This window comes from Prosthecobacter sp. (genome assembly GCF_044227185.1).
In the GTDB taxonomy this organism is placed as follows: domain Bacteria; phylum Verrucomicrobiota; class Verrucomicrobiia; order Verrucomicrobiales; family Verrucomicrobiaceae; genus Prosthecobacter.
In genome coordinates, this window is record NZ_JBGAFO010000002.1 from 371060 (window position 1) to 388163 (window position 17104).

At 61.8% G+C, this 17104-nt stretch carries 15 protein-coding genes and 2 tRNA genes; 6 read left to right on the forward strand and 11 right to left on the reverse strand.

The features are described 5' to 3' along the window. Window positions 1-32: 32 nt before the first annotated feature. The 10 genes from rpoB to ACILSQ_RS06050 all read right to left on the reverse strand — a co-directional run bounded on the left by rpoB (window position 33) and on the right by ACILSQ_RS06050 (window position 8939). Entirely contained in the window at window positions 33-3893 is a 3861-nt protein-coding gene (gene rpoB, locus ACILSQ_RS06005) for a DNA-directed RNA polymerase subunit beta (RefSeq protein WP_395742682.1), read from the reverse strand. A 385-nt stretch (window positions 3894-4278) separates the two neighbouring features. Beyond that, entirely contained in the window at window positions 4279-4668 is a 390-nt protein-coding gene (gene rplL / locus ACILSQ_RS06010; protein WP_395742683.1) for a 50S ribosomal protein L7/L12, read from the reverse strand. A gap of 138 nt (window positions 4669-4806) precedes the next feature. Beyond that, entirely contained in the window at window positions 4807-5319 is a 513-nt protein-coding gene (gene rplJ, locus ACILSQ_RS06015; protein ID WP_395742684.1) for a 50S ribosomal protein L10, read from the reverse strand. Window positions 5320-5337: 18 nt separating this feature from the next. After that, a complete protein-coding gene (gene rplA / locus ACILSQ_RS06020) occupies window positions 5338-6036 on the reverse strand; it encodes a 50S ribosomal protein L1 (protein ID WP_395742685.1) in 699 nt (232 codons plus the stop codon). A 54-nt stretch (window positions 6037-6090) separates the two neighbouring features. After that, window positions 6091-6516 carry a 50S ribosomal protein L11 gene (gene rplK, locus ACILSQ_RS06025; RefSeq protein ID WP_395742686.1) on the reverse strand — a complete coding sequence of 142 codons (426 nt, stop codon included), beginning with the start codon at window positions 6514-6516 and terminating at the stop codon, window positions 6091-6093. Between the two features lie 50 nt (window positions 6517-6566). Continuing rightward, a complete protein-coding gene (gene nusG / locus ACILSQ_RS06030) occupies window positions 6567-7136 on the reverse strand; it encodes a transcription termination/antitermination protein NusG (protein ID WP_395742687.1) in 570 nt (189 codons plus the stop codon). Window positions 7137-7176: 40 nt separating this feature from the next. Next, window positions 7177-7293 carry a preprotein translocase subunit SecE gene (locus tag ACILSQ_RS06035; RefSeq protein WP_395743018.1) on the reverse strand — a complete coding sequence of 39 codons (117 nt, stop codon included), beginning with the start codon at window positions 7291-7293 and terminating at the stop codon, window positions 7177-7179. 70 nt (window positions 7294-7363) lie between these two features. Beyond that, window positions 7364-7439 (reverse strand) — tRNA-Trp (locus tag ACILSQ_RS06040). 165 nt (window positions 7440-7604) lie between these two features. Further along, the gene (gene tuf / locus ACILSQ_RS06045; RefSeq protein WP_395742688.1) at window positions 7605-8789 is read right to left on the reverse strand and encodes an elongation factor Tu; all 1185 of its coding nucleotides are present in this window, start codon (window positions 8787-8789) and stop codon (window positions 7605-7607) included. Between the two features lie 75 nt (window positions 8790-8864). Continuing rightward, window positions 8865-8939 (reverse strand) — tRNA-Thr (locus tag ACILSQ_RS06050). 305 nt (window positions 8940-9244) lie between these two features. On the opposite strand from ACILSQ_RS06050, the gene ACILSQ_RS06055 reads away from it, so the two are divergent. Next, on the forward strand, window positions 9245-10603 hold the full coding sequence (locus ACILSQ_RS06055; RefSeq protein ID WP_395742689.1) for a VWA domain-containing protein: 1359 nt from the start codon (window positions 9245-9247) through the stop codon (window positions 10601-10603). 55 nt (window positions 10604-10658) lie between these two features. Here ACILSQ_RS06055 and ACILSQ_RS06060 read toward each other — a convergent pair whose 3' ends face one another. Beyond that, window positions 10659-11882 (reverse strand): hypothetical protein, encoded by a 1224-nt coding sequence (locus ACILSQ_RS06060; protein ID WP_395742690.1) that lies wholly within the window; start codon window positions 11880-11882, stop codon window positions 10659-10661. 259 nt (window positions 11883-12141) lie between these two features. Between ACILSQ_RS06060 and ACILSQ_RS06065 the strand changes: the two genes are divergently transcribed. The 5 genes from ACILSQ_RS06065 (at window position 12142) to ACILSQ_RS06085 (ending at window position 16947) form a co-directional block, all read left to right on the forward strand. Continuing rightward, window positions 12142-12309 carry a hypothetical protein gene (locus ACILSQ_RS06065; protein ID WP_395742691.1) on the forward strand — a complete coding sequence of 56 codons (168 nt, stop codon included), beginning with the start codon at window positions 12142-12144 and terminating at the stop codon, window positions 12307-12309. 24 nt (window positions 12310-12333) lie between these two features. Further along, window positions 12334-13272, forward strand: a complete 939-nt coding sequence (gene miaA / locus ACILSQ_RS06070) for a tRNA (adenosine(37)-N6)-dimethylallyltransferase MiaA (RefSeq protein WP_395742692.1) — start codon at window positions 12334-12336, stop codon at window positions 13270-13272. Further along, window positions 13227-14327, forward strand: coding sequence for a 3-dehydroquinate synthase (gene aroB, locus ACILSQ_RS06075; RefSeq protein ID WP_395742693.1), 1101 nt, complete (start codon window positions 13227-13229; stop codon window positions 14325-14327). The genes miaA and aroB overlap by 46 nt, the downstream gene beginning before the upstream one ends. Window positions 14328-14436: 109 nt before the next feature. Next, window positions 14437-16272: a BatA domain-containing protein gene (locus tag ACILSQ_RS06080; RefSeq protein ID WP_395742694.1), complete on the forward strand. Its 1836-nt coding sequence runs from the start codon at window positions 14437-14439 to the stop codon at window positions 16270-16272. A 12-nt stretch (window positions 16273-16284) separates the two neighbouring features. Next, entirely contained in the window at window positions 16285-16947 is a 663-nt protein-coding gene (locus tag ACILSQ_RS06085; RefSeq protein ID WP_395742695.1) for a hypothetical protein, read from the forward strand. Window positions 16948-17104: the final 157 nt, after the last annotated feature.

Here is a 17104-nt window from a genome sequence, read left to right on the forward strand (position 1 = left end):
GTTTATGCGCTGGGTTTCTGGGGAATGGCGGGTTAGGCACCCGCCGTGGTGACGAAGCCGTCGAGAGCTTCCGCATCGGCATTGGCGCTGGAGCGTTTGTGCACCTTGACGTCGAGACCGAGGGACTGCATTTCCTTGATGAGCACGTTGAAGGACTCCGGCGTGCCGGCTTCCAGAGCGTGGTCGCCTTTGACGATCTGCTCATAGATGCGCGTGCGGCCCTGCACATCGTCAGACTTGACGGTGAGGAGTTCCTGCAGCGTGAAGGCGGCGCCGTAGGCTTCGAGCGCCCACACCTCCATTTCCCCGAAGCGCTGGCCGCCATACTGGGCTTTACCACCCAGAGGCTGCTGCGTGACGAGCGAGTAAGGTCCGACCGCACGGGCGTGGATCTTGTCCGCCACCAGGTGGTTCAGCTTCAGCATGTAGATGTAGCCGACGACGACATCGAGGCTGAAGGCATCACCAGTGCGGCCGTCGAAGAGCTTCGACTTGCCGTTGAGGCCCATCCATTCGTAGCCTTCCACCTTCTTGGCCTCCTTGATGTACTCCATGATCTTGGTCTCAGGGATACCGTCGAACACCGGAGTGGCGATCTTCATGCCAAGAGCCTTGGCGGCGAGACCCAGGTGGGTCTCAAGCACCTGCCCCACGTTCATTCGGGAAGGCACGCCGAGAGGATTCAGCACGATGTCCACCGGACAGCCGTTTTCGAGGAACGGCATGTCTTCTTCAGGGACGATGTTGGCGACGATGCCCTTGTTGCCGTGACGGCCGGCCATCTTGTCACCCACGGAAAGCTTGCGCTTGGAGGCCAGGAAGACGCGCACCTGCTTGACCACGCCGCTGTCGGCGGTGTCTTCGCTGGACTCGATCTTGTCGAGGTTGCGCTCACGTTCCATGTCGGCATCGCTGAACTTCTGTTCGAAGGTCTGGATGATGTCGAAGATCTTGTTACGGATCGGGCTCGGGTCGATTTCGATGGTGTCGTAGCTTTCGGCCACGTGGCGCAGCATCGTCTTGGTGATCTTCTTGTTCGCGCCCACGAGAGGCTCGCCAGTCTGACCGTTCACGATGTCGAGCGGGATCTTCTCGTTGAGAAGGATGTCCGAGAGGCGCTCGGTGAGCTGCTCGGTGAGGTCTTCCTTCTTCGCACGATAGTCTTCTTCGATCTGCTTGATGTGCTTCTTGTACTCGGCGGGGGAGAGCTTCTCCTTCTCGGAGTCGCCGTTCGCGCCGCGCTGGGCGATGCGGACGTCCATGATGATGCCGGTGCAGCCGGATGGCACGCGCAGGGAGGTGTCCTTCACGTCCGCGGCCTTTTCACCGAAGATGGCGCGCAGGAGGCGCTCTTCAGGGGCGAGTTCCGTTTCGGACTTCGGCGTGATCTTGCCGACGAGGATGTCGCCAGGCTTCACTTCCGCGCCGATGCGCACGACGCCCTGGGCGTCGAGGTTCTTCAGCGCTTCGTCACCCACGTTCGGGATGTCGCGCGTGATTTCTTCAGGCCCCAGCTTGGTGTCACGGGCGATGACTTCGAAGTCTTCGATGTGGATGGAGGTGTAGATGTCCTCCTTCACCACGCGGCGGCTGATGGTGATGGCGTCTTCGAAGTTATAGCCGTTCCAAGGCATGAAGGCCACGAGCATGTTCTTGCCGATGGCAAGCTCGCCCTGGTCGGTGCAAGGACCGTCGGCGATGACATCGCCCTTCTTGATCTTCTGACCGCGCTTCACCAGAGGCTTCTGGTTGATGCAGGTGCCGGCGTTGCTGCGGCCAAACTTGCGCAGCGGGTACACATGGGTGCCCTTGTCTTCGTCCGTCTGCACGGACTTGAGCGGGTTTTCCAGGAACTTCTCGTCCTTGACCGGCAGGTTGCCGTCCTTGGTGATGATGATCACGTCGGCGGTCGCGGCGGCGACGGTGCCGTTGGCGTCTGCAACGATCACGGAGCGCGAGTCGCGCGCGGCCTTGCCTTCCATGCCGGTGCCCACGAGCGGGGACTCACCTTCGAGGAGAGGCACGCCCTGGCGCTGCATGTTGGAGCCCATCAGGGCGCGGTTGGCGTCATCGTGCTCAAGGAACGGAATCAGTGCGGCAGCCACGGAAACGAGCTGCTTCGGAGACACATCCATCAGGGTGACGATGCCTGGCTCGACTTCGATGAAGTCGCCACGGTAACGCACGGTGACCTTGGCGCCTTTAAAGCGGCCCTTTTCGTCCACCGGATTGTTCGACTGGGCGATGTAATGCTTCTCTTCCTGGTCGGCGGTGAGGTACTCGATCTTGTCGGCCACCACGCAGTCCTTCACCGGACGGTACGGCGTTTCGATGAAGCCGAATTCGTTGATTCGGGCGTAGGAGCCGAGGGAGTTGATCAGACCGATGTTCGGACCTTCAGGAGTCTCAATCGGGCAGATGCGGCCGTAATGGGACGGATGAACGTCACGCACTTCGAAGCCTGCACGGTCACGGTTCAGACCGCCTGGGCCGAGTGCGGACAGACGACGCTTGTGGGTCAGTTCGGCCAGGGGATTGATCTGGTCCATGAACTGGGAAAGCTGGCTGCGGCCGAAGAAGTCGCGCACGACGGCGGAGAGCGCCTTCGGATTGACGAGCTTGGCAGGCGTCATGGTGTCCATGTTCACGTCGAACAGGGTCATGCGCTCCTTCACCAGACGCTCGGTGCGGGACAGGCCCACGCGGCACTGGTTGGCGAGAAGTTCGCCCACGGCGCGCACGCGGCGGCTGCCGAGATGGTCGATATCGTCCAGAATCCCCTGCCCTTCGCGCAGATGGAAGAGGTAGCGCAGCGCGGAGATGACGTCCTCAGCGGTGAGGATGCGCATTTCAGTGTCGATCTTCAGCGAGAGCTTCTGATTGATCTTGTAGCGGCCCACACGGGTGAGGTCATAGCGCTTCGGATCGAAGAACAGGCGCTTCACCAGAGCGCGGGCGTTCGGCGTGGTGGGCGGATCGCCCGGACGCAGACGGCGGTAGATTTCCTTGAGGGCTTCATCTTCATCCTTCGCGGTGTCCTTGCGCAGGGAGGTGATGAGGAGGTCGTCCGGGGAGGCGGTGACGACCTTGATGGACTTGTGGCCAAGCTGGATGAGTTGGCGGATGACGCCGGAGGTCAGCGGCTCGTAGGCACGGGCGACGATGAGCTCGCCGTCGAGGATGTCCTTGAACAGGATCTTCGTGGCGATCTCCTCTTCGGAGATGCTGTCCTTGAGCTTGAGATCCTGGATCTCGTAGAAGAGCTTGAGGATGTCCTCGTCGCCCGGGAAGCCGATCACGCGCAGGAGCGTGGTGGCCAGGAACTTGCGGCGGCGGCGGCGGCGGTCGAGATAAACGTAAAGGAGGTCGTTCGTGTCGAACTGCACTTCCAGCCAGGTGCCGCGGTCAGGGATGATGCGGAAGCCGTGCAGCCAGCGGCCGTTGAGGTGCTGGGTGGTTTCAAAGCAGATGCCGGGGGAACGATGAAGCTGGGAGACGACCACACGCTCGGCGCCATTGATCACGAAGGTGCCGCGCACCGTCATGAGGGGGATTTCGCCCATGTACACGCGCTCCTGCTTGGCACCCTGCTCGTCCTTGAGCTCATAGGTGACGTAAAGGGGGGAGCTGTAGGTCTCGGCCTCGTGGATGGCTTCGAGGGAGCTCAGCTTCGGCTCGCCGATTTCGTACATGACGAAATCGAGCGTCATCTTCTCATCATAGCTGGTGATCGGGAAAACTTCCCGGAACACGGCCTGCAGGCCGACGTCCTTGCGCTTCGAGGGCAGGATATTTTTCTGGAGAAACTCCTCGTATGAGCGGAGCTGGATCTCGATGAGATTCGGGGGCTCGGCGACTTCGTGGATTTTGCCAAAGTTGGTGCGCTGGGACATAAGGCAGTGATGAGGCGGTTAGGGGGCGATGGGCGGTGGCACGGGATGCGGAGGTGTGAAGTCCGCGAAGCAACAAAAGCAGCAAAGTCAGGCGGCCAGCCCGGCAATGCTTACGATTGTCGCGAAAACGAAGCAGCCGGAATCCTGGGGTGAGCCGGGATTCAGGCGATGAAAATGAAATGAAGCATGCCCCACGTCGCGTGGTGTCCCGGAACCGTAGCACTGGCTGCGGAGGTTCAGGCGGGGATCACGGGCGGAAGCGGGCATGCGATGGAACGAAACAGACGGGAGGATTGGGGACTGACACTCACTGGCGGGCCCCAGACCGCGCGGCGCTGCTTTTGAGGGCGCGCGCCACGCGGCAAAGAGCAGGAGGAACGAGCGACTACTTGATCGTGACTTTGGCGCCAGCGGCTTCCATCTTCTTCTTGATGTCTTCCGCTTCTTCCTTCTTGACGCCTTCCTTGAGGGTCTGCGGAGCGCTCTCGACGAGCTTCTTCGCTTCTGCAAGGCCAAGGCCGGGGACCACGCCGCGGACTTCCTTGATGACGCCGATCTTGTTGGCACCAGCGTCGGTCAGGATGACGTCGAACTCGGTCTTCTCTTCAGCAGCGGCGGCAGGAGCAGCACCAGCGGCGGCACCACCAGCGGCGGCGACGGCGACAGGAGCAGCGGCGCTCACGCCCCACTTCTCTTCGAGGGATTTCACAAGGTCGGCAACTTCCAGGACGGTCAGTGTGCTCAGTTCTTCTACGATTTTATTCAGGTCAGCCATGTTAGTATGTCGGTATCGCCGCTGTCCGAAGCTTCGGGTGGTTTAAGGGAGAAAGCTTTCTCCCCGGCAAGGAACCATTGGGTGTTTGGGTGTTCAGGCCGTTTGACGGGCCATCTATTCAAAGGGTTGGGGCGGGGGTTAAGCCTGCTCGCTCTTGGCCTTGAAAAGGCGGGCCAGGGAGGCGGCGGGCTCATTGAGGGTGCGGACGAGCTTCGAGGCAGGAGCCTGAAGGACGCCGAGAAGCTGGGCGAGGAGCACTTCGCGTGCGGGCAGGTCGGCCAGGGCCTTGATGCCAGCGGCGTCGAGGAGCTTGCCGTCGAGCACTCCGGCCTTCATGACCGGCTTCTCGAATTCAGCGGCGAAGTTCTTCATGATCTTCGCGGCGGCGCAGACGTCCTTGGCACCCGTCACAAAGGCGCTCTGGCCCGTGAGGTGTTCGCCCAGCTCACCCGGGAAGCCGGCCTTTTCAGCGGCCTTCTTCACGAGGTTGTTTTTGAAGACGTGGATCTCCGCACCGGTGGTGGCGAGGCGCTTGCGCAGTTCGGCAAACTTGTCCACCTTCAGGCCGGTGTAATCGACGACGAACAGGAACGGAGAGGCGTTGACCCGCTTCAGCAGATCATCAATGAGCAATGTTTTGAGTTCTTTCATGGTACAGTGCTGCTGGAATTAGAGTTTGATGTACTTCGACACGTCGATGCGAAGGGCAGGCGACATGGTGGCGGCGAGCGTGATGGTTTCGACGTAGCGGCCGCGGGCGGAGGCGGGCTTGGCACGCACCACGGCTTCGATCAGCGAGGTGGCGTTTTCAGCGATCTGCGCCACTTCGAAGGAAGCCTTGCCGACGGAGGAGGCGATGTTGCCGTTCTTGTCGAGCTTGAAGTCGGCGCGGCCGGCCTTCACAGCCTTGACGGCGGCGGCGGTGTCGTCCGTCACAGTGCCGGTACGAGGATTCGGCATCAAGCCACGAGGACCGAGCTGTTTACCAAGCTTGCGCACTTCATTCATCGCGGCCGGAGTGGCGATGGCGACGTCGAAGTCCAGGAAGCCGTCCTTCACCTTGGCGATGAGGTCTTCGTTGCCGACGATGTCAGCGCCGGCGGCCTTGGCGGCGTCTGCCGCGGAGCCCTGGGCGAACACAGCCACGCGCACGGTCTTGCCGGAGCCATGGGGCAGCGGGCAGGTGCCGCGGACCATCTGGTCGCTCTTCTTCGGATCCACACCCATGCGGAACGACAGGGTGACGGTCTGGTTGAACTTGGTGCCAGGGAGTTTGCGCAGGAGTTCGGCCGCTTCTTCGAGCGTGAATGCCTTGCCTGCCGGAACCATCTCGGCTGCTTTCTTGTAGCGTTTGCTTCTCTTTTGCATGGTGGGTGTGCAGTGGTGGCGAACTGTGACGTTCTCCTGCTTGGGTTTGGGGGATTAGTCGATGATTTCGATGCCCATCTGGCGCGCGGTGCCCGCCATGATGCGGGAGGCCTGATTGAGGTCGGAGGTGTTGAGGTCGGCGATCTTCATCTTGGTGGCTTCAAGAAGCTGGGCGCGGGTGATTTTCGCGACCTTGATCTTGTTCGCTTCCTTGGAGCCGCTGGCGATGTTGGCCACCTTCTTGAGAAGGTTGGAGGCCGGGGGCTGCTTGGTGATGAAGGTGAAGCTCTTGTCCTTGTAAACCGTGATGACGGTCGGCAGGACGTCACCACCCGCCTTGGCGGTGGCGGCGTTGAACTCCTTGCAGAAGGCCATGATGTTCACACCGGCCTGACCGAGAGCAGGGCCGATGGGCGGTGCGGGGTTGGCAGCGCCAGCCTTGATCTGGAGCTTGATGAGTTTGACGATTTCTTTGGCCATGTGTTTGTGTTCCTTGCTTGTGATTGAGATTCAGGGGGCGGCGACGCGGCTTATGCCTTCTCGACCTGCCAGTATTCGAGATCGACCGGTGTGGAGCGCCCGAAAATGTTGACGGACACGCGCAGCACGCCGCGTTCCGGGTCGATTTCCTCGACGATGCCGTTCTGGCTTTCGAAGGGGCCGTCCGCCACGCGCACAGTGTCGCCGAGATTGAAGGCGATCTTGGGCACGGCGCCCTCGTCCTTGTCGCGCACCTGGGCCAGCATGGCCTCCACTTCCTTGGCGCGCATCGGAATGGGGTGGTCCTTCGTGCCGGCGAAGTTGAGCACGCCGTCGGTTTCCTTCACAAAGTACCAGGTCTTGTCCACCAGGCGGTTGTGCTCGTCCAGCAGGTGGCAGTTGGCGATGACGTAGCCCGGGAAGAACTTGCGGTTGCTTTCGGAGCGCTTGCCCTTCTTCACTTCAGCCACTCGCTCCATGGGCACGAGCACCTGATAGACGTAGTCGCTCATCTCCTCTTTCTCAATGCGGCGGAGCATGCTGTCACGGACCTTCTGTTCAAGGCCGGAGCGGACGTGGATGACGAACCACTGGTCGCGGGGTGAGGGGATGGCTCCCATAAGAAGAGGATTCGAAAAAGGGTTTGGGGGAAAACGGAGATTACATGCCCAGCTTCTGCGCGGCCTCGAAGGCCCACTTAAAGCTGATGTCAAACGCTGCCACGAAGCCTCCGAGGAGGATCATCGCGATGAAGACCACCACTGTGGATTCATTCAGCTCGGATGTATTTGCGGATGCGACTCATGTGAAGCGTTTCGTTTTCTGCGGATGTTTCCGGGATTTTCGCTGGCAGGCCAGGAGGGACTCGAACCCCCAACCGACGGTTTTGGAGACCGCTACTCTACCAATTGAGCTACTGACCTGTGTGAGCGAAGAAATGCTTCCCGGAATGGATAACGGATGAAATCAATTTGGCAAGTCCGGCTGACCCGATTCGTTTCCTGCTCCCGGCTGGGATTGGAGACGAAATCACCGCCGGGCCTGTGCGCCAGACCCGGCGGGGATTCGAGACAAACGAACTGCGCGAACTAGTCGAGGATGTTGGCCACGCGGCCGGCACCCACGGTCTTGCCACCTTCACGGATGGCGAAGCGGATGGTCTTTTCCATGGCGATCGGGGTGATCAGCTCGACTTCGATCGAGACGTTGTCACCAGGCATCACCATTTCCACGCCTTCAGGAAGCTTCACGCTGCCGGTCACGTCCGTGGTGCGGAAGTAGAACTGCGGGCGGTAGTTGTTGAAGAAGGGGGTGTGGCGGCCGCCTTCGTCCTTGGAAAGGACGTACACTTCAGCGGTGAACTTCTTGTGCGGGGTCACGGAGCCGGGCTTGGCGATGACCTGACCGCGCTCGATGTCGGTCTTCTTCGTGCCGCGAAGCAGAAGGCCCACGTTGTCGCCGGCACGACCTTCGTCGAGCAGCTTGCGGAACATTTCGATGTCCGTGACGGTGGTCTTGACGGTCGGACGGATGCCGACGATTTCCACTTCGGACATCTTCTTGATGATGCCACGCTCCACACGGCCGGTGCAGACGGTACCGCGGCCTTCGATGGCGAACACGTCTTCCACGGGCATGAGGAAGTCCTTGTCGATCGGGCGCTCCGGCAGCGGGATGTAGCTGTCCACGGCGTCCATGAGCTTGTGGATGTTGGCTTCGTGCACGGGGTCGCCTTCGGCGGCCTTCAGGGCGGAGCCCTTCACGATCGGGATTTCGTCACCCGGGAAGTCATACTTGGAAAGGAGGTCGCGAACTTCCATTTCGACGAGGTCGAGAAGTTCCGGATCGTCCACCATGTCCACCTTGTTCATGAACACCACGAGGGCGGGCACGCCGACCTGACGGGCAAGCAGGATGTGCTCACGGGTCTGGGGCATCGGGCCGTCGGCGGCGGACACAACGAGGATCGCTCCGTCCATCTGGGCGGCGCCGGTGATCATGTTCTTCACATAGTCAGCGTGGCCGGGGCAGTCCACGTGGGCGTAGTGGCGCTTGTCGGTTTCATACTCCACGTGGGCGGTGTTGATCGTGATGCCGCGCTCTTTTTCTTCCGGAGCTGCGTCGATTTGATCGTAAGCCTTAGCCTGGGCGAAGCCTTTCTTGGAAAGGACGGTCGTGATGGCGGCGGTCAGGGTGGTCTTGCCGTGGTCAACGTGGCCAATCGTGCCGATGTTGACGTGCGGCTTGTTGCGTTGGAATGCTTCTTTAGCCATGGGTGGAGTTAGTTGAGGGGGTGCGCTTGGGACTGGTTCGTTTGTCGTGTTTCGAAGATCCCCACGTACTGCCACTGGAGCTGTTAGAGGGACTTGAACCCTCGACCTCGTCCTTACCAAGGACGTGCTCTACCACTGAGCTATAACAGCGTAACCGGCGGCGGATTCGTGAGAAACCTCCTCCTCTTTCGACAAGAAAACCGGGATATGAAAAGTCCCCAAGACTGGCGTCAGGAGACAATACACCCCGGCTTTTTTCCGAAAAAGTGGCGCGAGCTTAGGACAGTGCGCTCTTCTGTCAAAGACTATTTCGACTGTTTGCGAAAGATCGGGGAATCCACCACCGTCACGCGCTCCAGCCGCCCGAACCGCTGGAGCGACGATTTTTCGGCTTGGTTCCGCAGCCCCAGACCCATACTCTGAAACCGAATCCGCGCAAGCCCCCCCCCTTCCCCATGCACCGCCATCCTGCAGGCCGCATCCTTCTGCTGCTGCTGCTCACCACCGTGAGCCTGCCTGCGGCGGAAGACGTGGGCGTGCTGCTGAAGGGCCTCGTCAAAAGCGCCAGGGCTGGGAGCCAGGAGGCGCTGGCACCGCTGAAGGATCTCCATGCGCAAAAACTGGCCGCCGAGGCCGTGCTCTCCTTGGTGAATGACAAACGCGTGGGCATGGGGATGAAGCTGCGGTTGGCGGAGATCGTGGCGGACTGGCCGGAGGGCGCCGGACGCGCGGTACTGGCAGACTGGCTGGCGAAACACCCCGGCTGTGATGACGATGCACTGATGTTCTTCTCAGGCATTCGCCTGAGGGAGGCCCGCACCTTCTTCTGGAACCTGCTGACGCACCTCAAAGGCACGCTCGAGACCACCAAAGAGCCCGAGCGCATCGCGCTGGCCGCCCGGGCGCTGGGCGGTTTCCAGGACAATCCGGAAGTCGTGGTGGCCCGTGTGGCGGAGCTGCTGGCCCCGCCCAATGCGCACGTCATGCGCGCCTGCGCGGCTGAGGCTCTGGGCGGCATGCGCAGCCCCCTGGCCCTCCAGGCCCTCCTGCCCCACCTCAATGACGAGGCCATCGGCGATGCCGTCCACTGCTCGCTCTTTCAGCTCACCGGCCAGGACTTTGCCAATGACCCGGACAAATGGAAGGCCTGGATCGCCGAGCAGGGTGCGAACATCCCGTGGAAGATGCTGGCCCGCAGCGATTACGCCGAATTCCTCCAGACGCAGAAGCTGCTCAAGCCTCTGGACGACGACTCCGCCATGAACATGGCCGCCTTTTACGGCCTGGAGATCAAAGGCAAAGGCGCACTCTTCATCCTGGACGTGAGCGGCAGCATGTCCCGCGACGACCGCATCGGCAAGCTGCGGGCACAGATGAGCAACCTGCTCACCGCGCTGCAAAACAAATCCAACAAGCTGCGCTATGGCATCCTCACATTTGGCGCCGAGGTGGACTCCTGCTTTCCCGCCAAAGGCATGGCGGTGAACGACGAGAAAAATCACAAGCAGGCCGTGCAGTTTGTGGACCGCATCCTCGCCGGCGGCGGCACGCCCATGTGCGAGGCCTTCAACCACGCCCTCACCCGCATGCTGCCGGAAGGCAGCATCGACTCCATCTACTTCCTCAGCGACGGCCAGCCCAGCGACGGCACGCCCGCCCAGGTGCTGGACCTCGCCGAGCGCATCCACACGCAGTTCAAGGTGCGCATCCACTGCATCAGCATCGGCGAAGAAACCATCCCCGGCAGCGACGAACCCTCGCTGCTGAAGCAGATTGCAGATGCGTGCGAGGGGACGTTTACCGTGCCGCCGTGAGTGTTCATAGCTCCTCTGGATTCAAAAGAATAAGCATCCCAAACTCCTTTGGTTATTAGCGGCGCTTAGCCGGGGGGGTGCGACGCTCAATCCACTGTTGCATGCGGGTGATGTCTTGCTCGAGATCATTCAACAAAAACGACTCGGCATGCTGGGCTTTCAGGTCCGCCTGAACCTCACGCATGGCCGCGAGAGATTTCTCTCCACCGATGATGGAGAGAGTATGAAACGCCGCCCGCAGGATTGGTTGCTGTTTGGCGTCTCGATTGAGGAACCGTAACACCAGCGCCTCGTGTTCCGGGCTGGGGTAATGTGCCAGCAAACGGATGGCTGGGTTAATGAAAGGGCTTTCGTCCGCCTGGGCGAGGTGGGTCTCCAGCTCCGTGGTGATGAGCTTCCGTTCAACAGGAGTGAGATCGCTGCGAAGCGCGAGCGCGCTCAAGGCATTGGTGCTTCCCCATCCGCCCCATTGGGGAATTTCAAAATACTGAACCTTGAGAAGGGCAAAGAGCTGGGGCTTGAACTCAGGGCGGGTGGCGAGGGCCTTTTCAGCGCGTGCCATTGCCTTATCATCGGGAATACAACACGGAAAACAATTCTCCAGGGCCGTTCTCAATGCCGGACTCATGGGGGCGGCACGATATTCGATGGCTCTGATGGCCTGCATGGCTTCGAGATCGTAGTGATGACCTTCGCCCCTCTCAGGTCGATGACTCTCGGCATACTTCAACAGCGGCCTGATGGACTGTAAGGTGCCAGTCCTGCTTAGTGCGCGCATGGCATAGTAGGCGGCATGCCCGTCATTCGCGGCAAAAGGAGCCGAGGTATCAGTCAGGTACTGGTCCAGCACCGCTTCATTTTCCGGACTGGGAAAATCCTCCAGCAGCAGCAGACCATCGGTCTTCAAAACTTCGTCCACCGGTCCGTTGGTGCGTGAGAGCCTGGAGAGAAACAGTTCGCGCAGCCAGACCTGATGGGCGGCGCTCAAGTCGCGGCGCGCATGAATGCACTGGATGACAAGAAGGAGATGCTGGGGACTGCCTGCGGGATCGCTGACGATTTTTTGCATCAGTTCGACCGTCGCAGGCTCGGCCTGCGGCACCTTGGCCAGCGAGAAGACATCGCCCGGAATATCCTGCGCCGCCGCGAGGTGCTGGAACCACGGCTTCGCCTGCGGCGGAAGGGCGGCATAACTGGGAAAGTCAGCCGGAGCATAACCGCCTGCAAGAGCCGCCGTGATGCTGAGAGACAGCGCTAGAAACAAGGCCGGCGTTCGCATGGGAGAGATTGTGGGTGGTTGAATGCGGTAGAGCACATCTCCGCAGAAATGACGGCGGCCACTGTCAGCCTGCATCCTTGCCTCTATCATAAACCGGGGCGGCAACCTCGCGCAAGTGGAGCCATGCCCTTCCGCAACCGCATCGCCAAGGCCTGCGAGGGGACGTTTACGATGCCGCCGTGAGCCCGGGGCATCAGGGAAACCCCGGCTTGTCACTTTTCACTTTCCCGATCCGCTCGCCTCACTAGGCTGCTCCCATATGAAAACCATCGTCTCCGTTCTGGCTGTTGTCGTTGTGTTCTCCCTCGCCTCCTGCCGCGGCAGCGGCGGCCCCATGACCCGCGCGGGCCGCGGTGTGGACCACGCCTTCTACAAAACGGGTGAAGGCATCTCCAAGGTGGGCCGCAAAATCGAAAGCAAATTCTGAGGCGCAGGCCGCTGCGTTCCGCGCATGCTCCCTGACAACACCTTCTTCATCACCGGGCCCACAGCCTCGGGCAAGTCCTCTTTGGCCATCGCCCTGGCGGAATACGTGGGCGGGGAGATCGTGAACGCCGATGCCTTCCAGCTCTACGCGGGCATGGACATCCTCACGGCCAAGCCTTCGCCGGAGGACATGGAGCGCGTTCCCCACCACCTCTACGGCGTGGTCCCGCTCACGGAGACCGGCGACGCCCAGCTCTACCACGCGCTGGCGCTGCCCATCATTCGGGACATCGCCGCGCGGGGCCGCATGCCCATCGTGGTGGGTGGTTCGGGCCTGTACATCAAGGCGCTCACCCACGGCCTCTCCCCCCTGCCCGCCGCCTCCCCGCAGATCCGGGAACGGTTCAAGCACCTCAGCCCCGGCGAAAAAATCGTGTGGCTGCTGCAGCGGGACCCTGAGGCCGCCACCACCGTGAACCTGCGCAATCCACGCTACGTGGAGCGCGCGCTGGAGATCTGCCTGCTCACCGGGCGGCCGCAGTCCGGCCTGCGCCGCTCTTTCGAACAGGCGGAGCCTCAGGTAAATGGCGTGGTGTTTGTGTGGGACCGGGAGGCGCTGTACCGGCGCATCAATGAGCGCACGCTGGACATGTTTGAGGCGGGGCTGGTGGAGGAGGTGGCCGCCCTGGGCCCGCTCTCCCCCACGGCGGAAAAGGCCATCGGCGTGCGGGAGGTGCGCGCCTACCTGGCCGGGGAGGTGTCGTTGGAGGACACCGTCGCCGCCATCCAGCAGGCCACCCGGCATTACGCCAAGCGGCAGATGACGTGGTTTCGGCGCGAGCAGTGCTTCCAAACGATTTGCCTGGATTCCGATCCCACGGCACAGTACTCGCTTACCTGCCTTCTCGAACTCTTTCCATGCCTCCGCCCGTCCAGCCCGTCCGCCCCGTCTTTGTCAACCTAGGCCCACGCAGTTACCTCGTGCAGGTGGGGCGCGATCTTCTCAAAACGCTGGGGGAGGAAGTGAACAAGAAAATGCCGGACCGCACGAGCTGCGCGGTGGTGACAGACAGCAATGTAGGCCCTCTCTACGCCGAAACGGTGCTGAAAAGCCTGACCGCCGCCGGCAAAAAGCCCCACCTCGTGACGGTGCCCGCCGGGGAGTCCTCCAAATCTCTCTCCTGGAGTGAATCCGTGCTCAGCGAGATGGTGCGCTTTGGCCTGGACCGCAAGAGCTTCGTGGTCGCCCTCGGTGGCGGTGTCATCGGCGATCTCGCCGGTTTCTGCGCCTCGGTCTATCAGCGGGGCATCCCCTACGTGCAGGTTCCCACCACCGTGCTCTCCCAGGTGGACAGCTCCGTGGGCGGCAAGACCGGTGTGAACCTGCCGAACGCAAAAAACATGGTGGGCTGCTTTCACCAGCCCGTGCACGTCATTGCCGATCTGGACACGCTTAATTCCCTGCCCACGCGTGAATGGAACGAAGGCTTTGCAGAGATCATCAAGCACGCCTGCATCCGCGACGCCTCCATGTTCAAGGCGATTGAAGACATCGCCGCGGGCAAGGGAGACATCGTGGCCCTCATCCGGCGCAACATCGCCATCAAGGCTGTCATCGTGGAGGCGGACGAGCACGAGACCATCGGCACACGCGCACTGTTGAACTTCGGCCACACCCTCGGCCATGCCATCGAAGCCGCGGCTGGCTACGGCCGCCTGCTGCACGGGGAGGCCATCAGCCTCGGCCTGCGCGCCGCCGCCTGGCTCTCCACCCAGACCTCCGATCTCACCAGCGACGACTATGAGCGCATCCTCGCCCTGCTCCGCCTCTGCGATCTCCCCCTGCGCCTGCCAGACGATCTCGACACCGATGAGATCATGCGCATCGCCCGCACCGACAAGAAATTCGAAAACGGCAAGATCCGCTTCGTCCTGCTGCGCAAGATCGGCGAGGCCTATGTGAGCAAGGACGTCATCGAAGGGCATCTGAAGCAGGCGCTGGATGAACTGCGTAAATGACGAATGAATGACTCGATGACGAAACCTCAGCCACTTTCGCCATTCATCATTCCGCCTTCGACATTTCTTCGTCATTCGCCATTCTGGTTTCGTCATTTCTAGTCCGGTCATGCGCTTCTTAAGCCCCAGCTACCTGCACCTCCTCTGGCTCGCTCTCGTGCCCGTGGTGCTGTGGCTCTTCCGGCGGCAGGCGAAGCGCGTGCCGGTGTCCACGCTGCTGTTTTTCAAATCGCTCGCGCGGGAGCATCAGGAGTCCGCGTGGCTGCGGCGCATCAAAAAATGGCTCTCTTTGCTGCTGACGCTGCTGGTGCTGCTCTTCGCCATCTTCGCGCTGGCGCGGCCGAGTGGAAACATGGCGGCGGACTCCATCGGCGCCGTGGTGATGATGGTGGACTGCTCAGCCTCGATGGCGGCGCAGGACGTGCAGGGCCGGACACGCCTGGATGCCGCAAAGGAGCGCGTGAAGCAGCGCATCCGTGCGCTGCCGGACCAGGCCGTGGTCTCGCTCATCGCCTTTGATGCACGCCCCCGCGTGCTGCTTTCCCGCAGCCGCAACCACCGCGAATGCCTGCGCCTGCTTGACGAACTCAGCCCCGCGCCGGTGGAGGGCAGGCCGGAGGCCGCTCTAACCGTGGCGCAGCGCCTCGCGGATCTCGAATCTCATTCACGCATCTGGCTTGCCAGCGATTCCTCTCCGTCTGATGGCGCCAAGGTCGATTGGATTCCCGTGGCGCTGAAGGAGCCGCTGAACGTGGGCCTCACCAGCTTTCAGATCCGCCACAGCCCGCTGGCGCGCGACCGCTACGAAGCCTTTGTGAAGGTCAGCGCCGCTGCGAGCAACCCGAACAAAACCACCGCCACGCTCGAGGTTTCCATCGCCGGACGCATCGCCCAGTTGCGCGAACTGGAGCTCGCCCCGGGAGAGTCCAGCGCGCTGATCCTTCCCCTGGAAGGGGTGCGCGGCCAGCAGTTGGAAATGCGCCTGAAGGCCGCCGGGGACTGCTTCGGCTGGGACAACGGCCTCGCCGCGCCGCTGCCGAAAACCAAGCCGCTGAGCGTGGCCTATTTTGCTGAGAAGCCCGATCCTTTCACCGAACTGGCGCTCTCCGCTCTCATCGAAAACGGCCGGATCGAAATGCGCAGAGGCGACCCCGCCGCATGGCCGCCCAAAGAAAAGCCGGACGTGTATGTCTTCGAGCACTGGCTGCCCAAGGAATGGCCTGCGGATCGGCCGGTGATCGCCCTCACCCCGCTCAGCAGCTCGGGGCCGCTGCACGCACGCGGCATCGGCAGTGTGCCGTATGACAGCGTGCGCACCGTGCAGGCAGATCATCCCGTGCTCTTCCGCGCCAGCAGCAGCCGCATTGCCGTCACGCAGAGCACGCTGCTGGAGCTGCCGGCTTCCATCGAGCCGCTGTGGATCGCCGGTCATGAGCCCGTGCTGGCCGCCGGAGAGTTCGAGGGCCGGCGTCTCGTGGTCACCGCCTTTTCCCCCGCGCAGTCGGAGCAGCTCGCCCTGCTGCCCTCCTTTCCTCTCATCCTCGGAAACGCCCTCTACTGGTGCGCGGAAAACAGTGAGGCCCTGAGCGACGTGCGCACGCTGCACACCGGTGAGATGCTGCACACGGACAGCCTCGTGCAGTGGCACGCCTGGAACGGCGACTCCTTCATCGAGGTGGCAGATGATCCCGCGCACGGCCTGCTGGCGCTCAACCGCATCGGCAGTTGGGAGACCGTTCCCGACCGCAGCGGCGCCTGCGCCCTGATCTCCGCCGCGGAGACCAATCTTCCCATCCTCACCGCTGACGCCATGCAGTCTGTGCAGCCCGCCGCTCCCATCATCACCGCCAGCGCCTTCAGCACCTGGCCGCAGAAGCTGATCTGGCTCGTGCTCGGCCTGCTGCTGGTGGAAAGCTTCCTGTTTCACCGCAAGGCGGTGTATTAATTTTCTGCACTCATGCGTCCGCTTGATCTGCTCATGGCCCTCAGCGCCACGGCTGCGCTGCTCGTGCCCGCTGCCAGTCAGGCAGAAATCCCGGCCCTTTTCCGCAAAGAAGAATTCAACGCCGCCACTCTGGCGCAGGCCGTGAACCACTTCGTGGACCTCGGCGAAGCTGACGCCGCGAAGGAGCTGGCCGCACTGGCTCCGGATCGCTCCAGCGTGCATCATGACAAGCTGCCGCTTCTGAACGTCGCCCTGCGCGTGTCCTGGGTTTGCCGCATCCTGTTTGAACCTCGGGGCAAGACACCGCTGCGTCCCCCGCAGTATGGCAGGGTGCAGAATCTGCCGTGGCTTTCCATGCCACCGGAAAAGTGGCCCCTCTATCCGGTGGTGGCCTCAGGGAAGTCCTATTTTGTGCTCGGCGCCTCCCTTGAAGGCTCCGGCATCCCAGAGGATCCTCTGCGCTATCTGGACTACTGCCGAAAAGCCGGCCGATTCCGCACCACGAAAGTCCCGGTGCCAGATCGGGCCCAAGCCCAGGCAGATGTCATCCTTCTTCGTCAGTCCGCTGCCTGGCAGGCTCTGCGCTGGACCGACAAAGGCCCCGGCATTTCGTACGGTCAGCGTGAAGATTGGGTCTGGGATTTCATTCAGCCGCAGGCGGATGGTGTGCCGTAGTTTTTTGACAAACGGAACCAGTGCGTTAGTTGTTCACAAGCAACACGATTATTCACACCGAAAGGGTCGCGAAAAATCCCACATCTTGTTTAAGATGTCTTAACGATCCCCAAGATAGCGTGGATTTTTGCCTTCAGTCTTGCGGCCATCCGGCGCG

Bases quoted from the DNA above. Each gene is read 5' to 3' on its own strand.
- rpoB (WP_395742682.1), bottom strand. From the start codon at position 3,893: ATGTCCCAGCGCACCAACTTTGGCAAAATCCACGAAGTCGCCGAGCCC.
- rplL (WP_395742683.1), bottom strand. From the start codon at position 4,668: ATGGCTGACCTGAATAAAATCGTAGAAGAACTGAGCACACTGACCGTC.
- rplJ (WP_395742684.1), bottom strand. From the start codon at position 5,319: ATGAAAGAACTCAAAACATTGCTCATTGATGATCTGCTGAAGCGGGTC.
- rplA (WP_395742685.1), bottom strand. From the start codon at position 6,036: ATGCAAAAGAGAAGCAAACGCTACAAGAAAGCAGCCGAGATGGTTCCG.
- rplK (WP_395742686.1), bottom strand. From the start codon at position 6,516: ATGGCCAAAGAAATCGTCAAACTCATCAAGCTCCAGATCAAGGCTGGC.
- nusG (WP_395742687.1), bottom strand. From the start codon at position 7,136: ATGGGAGCCATCCCCTCACCCCGCGACCAGTGGTTCGTCATCCACGTC.
- tuf (WP_395742688.1), bottom strand. From the start codon at position 8,789: ATGGCTAAAGAAGCATTCCAACGCAACAAGCCGCACGTCAACATCGGC.
- ACILSQ_RS06055 (WP_395742689.1), top strand. From the start codon at position 9,245: ATGCACCGCCATCCTGCAGGCCGCATCCTTCTGCTGCTGCTGCTCACC.
- ACILSQ_RS06060 (WP_395742690.1), bottom strand. From the start codon at position 11,882: ATGCGAACGCCGGCCTTGTTTCTAGCGCTGTCTCTCAGCATCACGGCG.
- ACILSQ_RS06065 (WP_395742691.1), top strand. From the start codon at position 12,142: ATGAAAACCATCGTCTCCGTTCTGGCTGTTGTCGTTGTGTTCTCCCTC.
- miaA (WP_395742692.1), top strand. From the start codon at position 12,334: ATGCTCCCTGACAACACCTTCTTCATCACCGGGCCCACAGCCTCGGGC.
- aroB (WP_395742693.1), top strand. From the start codon at position 13,227: ATGCCTCCGCCCGTCCAGCCCGTCCGCCCCGTCTTTGTCAACCTAGGC.
- ACILSQ_RS06080 (WP_395742694.1), top strand. From the start codon at position 14,437: ATGCGCTTCTTAAGCCCCAGCTACCTGCACCTCCTCTGGCTCGCTCTC.
- ACILSQ_RS06085 (WP_395742695.1), top strand. From the start codon at position 16,285: ATGCGTCCGCTTGATCTGCTCATGGCCCTCAGCGCCACGGCTGCGCTG.